We start from the raw sequence: 5,240 nt of genomic DNA on the forward strand, positions 1-5,240 counted from the left end.
CCGCCTCGCCCCGCTCCATGATCCGCGCCTCGACCTCGGCCTTGCCCAGATACAGCCGCTGGAACCGCGCCACCGCGACATAGGGTTCGTGGCTGTACTGCTCCCAGAACAGCCACTCCATCATCCTGGCCCGGTCATAGGCGTCGGTCGGGATCAGGTCCGTGCCCTCGGCTAGATGCAGCAGGATGGCGTTCGACTGGGCCAGCGGCCGGCCGTCCTCCAATACAATGATCGGAACCTGCCCGGCGGGGCTCATCGCCAGGAATTCCGGTGTTCGACTACCGCCCGACATGATGTCCACCTCGACCCAGCGATAATCACGCCCCAGCCGGTCTAGCAGCCACTTGACCTTCAAGCAGTTACCCGAACGAATATCGCCATACGCAGTAAGCATCACACCCTCTCGAAGGTCACAGATCGCACGAATACTGATATCGCCATCTCAAACGATGCCATACCGCGATTCCGCTGTGCTATCGATAAGGGAGACTGATCCGTCGCGGGTGTGGACAGACCGTCGCACCGGGCCGCTTTGCCACATTCTGGACACAGGTCGAAACGACACAGCCGTTGCCGCCACGGTACGGGGTCGGCGCCACCGTGAGCCGTGTCCATGCGTTTCGTCGCCGCTGCCGTCGTCGCCTTCTGTGCGTTCGCGCTCCCCGCCATGGGTGAGCCGATCGCCTATACCGAGGTTCTGGCCGCCGAGCAGGCTGCCATTCAAACCCCGGATGCGACGGTTGGTTCCAGCGGCGATGTGGCGGATGCAGGCCTCGAACTCAGCGCCGAACAGACCGAACTGATGGCCCGCGACGGCGACTGGCGCGCCCATGCCAGCCTGTATCACGCAGGTGGAGGCGGGGCGACCGGCAACGATTCGCTCGGCTGCCGTCCCATCGCCATGCGCACCGTCGCCGTGGATCCCCGCGTCATTCCCCGCCGGACCCGGCTGTTCATCCGCGAGACCGTCGGCATGCGGATGCCCGACGGCACGCGCCACGACGGCTACTGGTACGCCACGGACACCGGCGGCGCGATCAAGGGCCAGCGCGTCGATCTCTATACCGGTCACGGCCGCGGCTCGATGCAACCGGCCATGCGTTTCAACCAGCGTGCCCTGACGGTGATCGACGCGGGTCGTTTCGACGGTTGCCCGCCCGCCTGGGGTCGTCCCACCCCGGTCATCACCCAGACGGCCCGGGCCCCGGCCTCGGCCCCGATCCAGATGGCCTCAAACTAGGGTCCAGACTCAACACGCTACATCAGTCTCGTCATCCTCGGGCTTGTCCCGAGGATCCAGATTCACGCTGGTGCCGTCTGGCGGTGGTCTGGACGCGAGACGCCGGCACCTTGGGTCTCCACTGACGTCGGCGTTTCTGGATCCTCGGGACAAGCCCGAGGATGACGGAAGAATGTAAGTTCGATTTATCAAAGAATTAGGCCGATGAATCGGCATAGCCGAATTGAGTGCAGCCCCTAGAATTTCCGCTGGCCGGACAGGGTCTCGAACCACATCCGCCAGTCGCCCATCAGGCTCCACAGCGGATATCTGAACGTCGCCGGCCGGTTCTTCTCGAAGAAGAAATGCCCGATCCAGGCCGCGCCATAGCCCACCACCGGCATGGCCAGCAGCCACCACGGGTTCATCGTGAACAGGAAGCCGACGAACGCCGCCAGCACCACGGTCGTCCCCACCACATGGATCCGCCGGCACGTCCGGTTCGAATGCTCGTGGATATAGTAGGGATAGAAGGCGGCGAACGAGGCGTATCGCTCGGGTGCGGGCTGGCTGCTCATGGGCCGATGCTGCGCCGGAACGTCGCATCTGACAAGATCGCGGATCACGCCTCCTGGACGGGCTCGGGCCCCAGCAGGCGCCGGATACGCGGCCACAGGGTCGACAGGGCCGAGAAGAATCCCACCACCGTCGCCGCCCCCTGGAACAGGGTCCACACCGTCTGAAACGTCGTGCCGAACACCGCCTGGGTCACCGGATACAGGATCTCGCTGATCCGGATCTGGAAGGCGGCATAGACCTGGGAATATTCGATCGACCGGTCGGCCAGGAACGCCGCGACCACCGCCGCCGACACCGGCCCCCACAGCAGCGGCATCGCCAGTACCACGGCCAGCATCACGATCACCAGCCTGGTCCCCAGCGTCTCCTTCGACATCAGGCTGACCACCACCCCGACGCCCAGCCCCAGTGCCGCCAGCCCCAGGCCGACGGGCAGAACCTTGTCGATGATGAAGATCAGGTCGTCGAAGAAGACCCCGACCCCGATCGCCGCACCCGTCAGCATGAAGGCCGCGACCCACAGCGCCCCGTACTGGCCCAGACGCGTCTTCAGATACCCGATGTTGAACATGGCCGCCTGATCCCCGACCGCCCCCGCCGTCCGACATCACCATGCCTCGCGACGGGGCCGCTGTCGACCGGGCGAACGCGGGTCTGTGGCGGCCGGACCGTCGCCGGGGCCGGGACAGGGTTGACGACCCGCTTAAATAACTGCATGGTTAAATACAGTCTGGAGACCCCGCCATGCCTGACAAGATCACCCCCTGCATCTGGTACGACCTGGGCCAGGCCCGCGCCGCCGCCGAATTCTATGTCTCGCTGGGCCTGCCCGACAGCCACGTCGACACGGTCCACGACAGTCCCGCAGACAACCCCTCGACCCCTGCGGGCGAGGAGCTGGTCGTCGAGTTCACCCTGGCCGGCCGCACCTTCATGGGCCTGAACGGCGGGCCGATGTTCCCCCAGACCGAGGCTGTGTCCTTCATGGTCTATACCGACGACCAGGCCGAGACCGACCGTCTGTGGGACGCCATCGTCGGCAACGGCGGCGCCGAGAGCCAGTGCGGCTGGTGCAAGGACCGCTGGGGCGTCAACTGGCAGATCACGCCGAAACGCCTGATGCAGTTCCACGCCGACCCCAACCCCGCCCGCGCCAGGGCGGCCTTCGAGGCCATGATGACCATGAAAAAGATCGACATCGCCGCCTTGGAAGCCGCCGCCGACGCGGTATCCTGACGCCTTCGTACAAGACGCCTGCCCGCCGCATCATCCATAGGGGCTCAAGCAGCGAGCGACCGCGTCGCGAGCGGTAGCCACCTCCGAAGGAGAACCAAGATGTCCTACGTCTCCGGCTTCCTCATCCCGGTCAAGATCGCCGACAAGGCCAAATACATTGCGTCCGCCGAGGCCAGCTGGCCGATCTTCCAGAAATACGGCGCCCTGGAACAGGTCGAGACCTGGGGCGAGGACATCCCGCCCGGCAAGGTCACCGGCTTCGACCTGGCCGTGAAGCTGGAGGAGGGCGAGGCCGTGGTCTTCTCCTGGATCAAATGGCCCGACAAGGCGACCGCCGACGCCTGTTTCGCCACCATGGAAAGCGACCCCGCCTGGGCCAACATGGACATGCCCTTCGACGGCAAGCGCATGATGTGGGGCGGGTTCGAGACTGTGTTCGCGAGCTGAGCGAGGCACCGCAGGATCGGTCGGGGTTTACACGGCCACGGATCGGGCCTTTGCTGGCCGATCAAACGAAAAGCCACGGAGCACACGTGGACGCGAGGGCGGACGCTGACCATCCGGACCGTATCCGGCAGGCGCTGGACGACGAGGCGGGGCCGGCGCGCTCGGCCATCGCCGCGTCCTGGCGGCGGTCCATGACCGTTCACGGACTGGCTCCGGAGGACGGCGGGCGCGCCCGCACCGTCACCGCCGAACGCCTGCGCGAGGCCCGCCAGGCCATGGAACCTCTGACCCTGGCGGCCCAGCCTGTGCTAGACCGGCTGTTCCTCGCCGTCGGCGATACCGGCTGCTGCGTCCTGCTGACAGACGCGCAAGGGATCGCGGTCGATCGACGCGGCGCTCCCGTCGATGACGAGACCTTCCATTCATGGGGGCTGTGGCCTGGCGCTGACTGGTCCGAGGCCGCCGAGGGGACCAACGGCATCGGCACAGCCCTGGCCGAGCATCGGCCCGTCACCATCCACCGCGACCAGCATTTCCATACCCGCAACACGGCCTTGAGCTGCACGACCCACCCGATTCACGATCACTTGGGACGGCTGGCCGGGGCGCTTGACGTCTCCTCTGCTCGCGCAGACGCGACAGCAATCATGCTGGGCCTGATCTCCAATGCGGTGGGGGACGCCGCTCGCGCGATCGAGACGCAAGCGTTTCGCCAGGCGTTCGCCGAAGCCCGCATTGTGCTGGCGGGCGACGGTGCCGAACGTTCGGCGGCCCTGCTGGCGGTGGACCGCGACGACCTCGTCATCGGTGCCACCCGCGCGGCGCGGCAGGCGCTCAAGATCACCGACGCCCTCATCGCCGCCCAGCTTCCGGCCTCGGACCTGCTGGGTCGCGTCCACGCCGCCGATCTGCTCGAAGCCGAACGCGGCGCGGTCCGTCGTGCGCTGGCCCGAACTGGCGGCAACGTCTCTGCCGCCGCGAGGGCGCTGGGCGTTAGCCGGGCGACGATGCACCGGAAGATGAACCGATTGGGCTTGTAAAAATCCTCCCCCGTTCGCTTCGCTCCGAGGGAGGAGCGGACCTGTCTCACGTTTGCGACAGGTGTGCGCCGCACCATGGGCCGCCCATCTTTCTTGTGACCGTTCAATGGCGCTCTGTGTCGCCAACGACGACGCCGACCAACCGGCGCGCCTGGAAACGAACGGAGACAACCGATGACCAAGCCCGAATTCATCCGCGGCGTGACGCCCAAGTTCAAGCCCCGGTACGAAAACTTCATTGGCGGTGAATGGGTCGCCCCTGTCGCCGGCCGCTATTTCGAGAACACCTCCCCGGTAAACGGCCGGGTCCTGTGCGAGGTCGCCCGCTCGGACGCCGCCGACGTCGAACTTGCGCTGGACGCCGCCCATGCCGCCAGGGCCGCCTGGGGCAGAACGTCCGTCACGGAACGATCGATCATGTTGAATCGCATCGCCGATCGTATGGAGCAGAACCTCCAGGCGATCGCCGAGGCCGAGACCTGGGAAAACGGCAAGCCCGTGCGCGAGACGCTGGCCGCCGACATCCCTCTGGCCATCGACCACTTCCGCTATTTCGCCGGCTGCATCCGCGCCCAGGAAGGCGGCATCTCGCAGCTAGACAATGATACGGTCGCCTATCACTTCCACGAGCCTCTGGGTGTGGTGGGCCAGATCATTCCCTGGAACTTCCCGATCCTGATGGCCGCCTGGAAGCTGGCTCCGGCCCTGGCCGCCGGCAA

The 5,240-nt window shown here is 66.2% G+C and carries 8 protein-coding genes; 5 read left to right on the plus strand and 3 right to left on the minus strand.

Annotation, left to right across the window (positions count from 1 at the left end; all coding sequences use genetic code 11):
* Nucleotides 1–355, minus strand: a 355-nt coding sequence (locus ACILQR_RS15445; protein ID WP_395652273.1) for a glutathione S-transferase N-terminal domain-containing protein, incomplete at its 3' end; no start/stop codon positions are given.
* 258 nt (nt 356–613) lie between these two features.
* On the opposite strand from ACILQR_RS15445, the gene ACILQR_RS15450 reads away from it, so the two are divergent.
* Nucleotides 614–1,240 (plus strand): 3D domain-containing protein, encoded by a 627-nt coding sequence (locus tag ACILQR_RS15450; protein ID WP_395652274.1) that lies wholly within the window; start codon nt 614–616, stop codon nt 1,238–1,240.
* 236 nt (nt 1,241–1,476) lie between these two features.
* On the opposite strand, the gene ACILQR_RS15455 is transcribed toward ACILQR_RS15450, so the two are convergent.
* Nucleotides 1,477–1,797: an Mpo1-like protein gene (locus ACILQR_RS15455; RefSeq protein ID WP_271146796.1), complete on the minus strand. Its 321-nt coding sequence runs from the start codon at nt 1,795–1,797 to the stop codon at nt 1,477–1,479.
* Between the two features lie 44 nt (nt 1,798–1,841).
* The gene (locus ACILQR_RS15460) at nt 1,842–2,369 is read right to left on the minus strand and encodes a hypothetical protein (protein ID WP_395652275.1); all 528 of its coding nucleotides are present in this window, start codon (nt 2,367–2,369) and stop codon (nt 1,842–1,844) included.
* 173 nt (nt 2,370–2,542) lie between these two features.
* Here ACILQR_RS15460 and ACILQR_RS15465 point away from each other — a divergent pair, with 173 nt between their 5' ends.
* The 4 genes from ACILQR_RS15465 to ACILQR_RS15480 form a co-directional block, all read left to right on the plus strand.
* Nucleotides 2,543–3,034 (plus strand): VOC family protein, encoded by a 492-nt coding sequence (locus ACILQR_RS15465; RefSeq protein ID WP_395652276.1) that lies wholly within the window; start codon nt 2,543–2,545, stop codon nt 3,032–3,034.
* A gap of 99 nt (nt 3,035–3,133) precedes the next feature.
* Nucleotides 3,134–3,481: a DUF1428 domain-containing protein gene (locus tag ACILQR_RS15470; RefSeq protein ID WP_395652277.1), complete on the plus strand. Its 348-nt coding sequence runs from the start codon at nt 3,134–3,136 to the stop codon at nt 3,479–3,481.
* A gap of 86 nt (nt 3,482–3,567) precedes the next feature.
* The gene (locus tag ACILQR_RS15475; protein ID WP_395652278.1) at nt 3,568–4,521 is read left to right on the plus strand and encodes a GAF domain-containing protein; all 954 of its coding nucleotides are present in this window, start codon (nt 3,568–3,570) and stop codon (nt 4,519–4,521) included.
* Nucleotides 4,522–4,695: 174 nt separating this feature from the next.
* On the plus strand, nt 4,696–5,240 hold a 545-nt coding region (locus ACILQR_RS15480; RefSeq protein ID WP_395652279.1), incomplete at its 3' end, for an aldehyde dehydrogenase family protein.

Source organism: Brevundimonas sp., assembly GCF_044239655.1.
GTDB lineage: Bacteria > Pseudomonadota > Alphaproteobacteria > Caulobacterales > Caulobacteraceae > Brevundimonas.

What these genes read in the sequence shown, in the direction of transcription:
- ACILQR_RS15450 (WP_395652274.1), top strand. Translation starts at nt 614, where the DNA reads ATGCGTTTCGTCGCCGCTGCCGTCGTCGCCTTCTGTGCGTTCGCGCTC.
- ACILQR_RS15470 (WP_395652277.1), top strand. Translation starts at nt 3,134, where the DNA reads ATGTCCTACGTCTCCGGCTTCCTCATCCCGGTCAAGATCGCCGACAAG.
- ACILQR_RS15465 (WP_395652276.1), top strand. Translation starts at nt 2,543, where the DNA reads ATGCCTGACAAGATCACCCCCTGCATCTGGTACGACCTGGGCCAGGCC.
- ACILQR_RS15460 (WP_395652275.1), bottom strand. Translation starts at nt 2,369, where the DNA reads ATGTTCAACATCGGGTATCTGAAGACGCGTCTGGGCCAGTACGGGGCG.
- ACILQR_RS15455 (WP_271146796.1), bottom strand. Translation starts at nt 1,797, where the DNA reads ATGAGCAGCCAGCCCGCACCCGAGCGATACGCCTCGTTCGCCGCCTTC.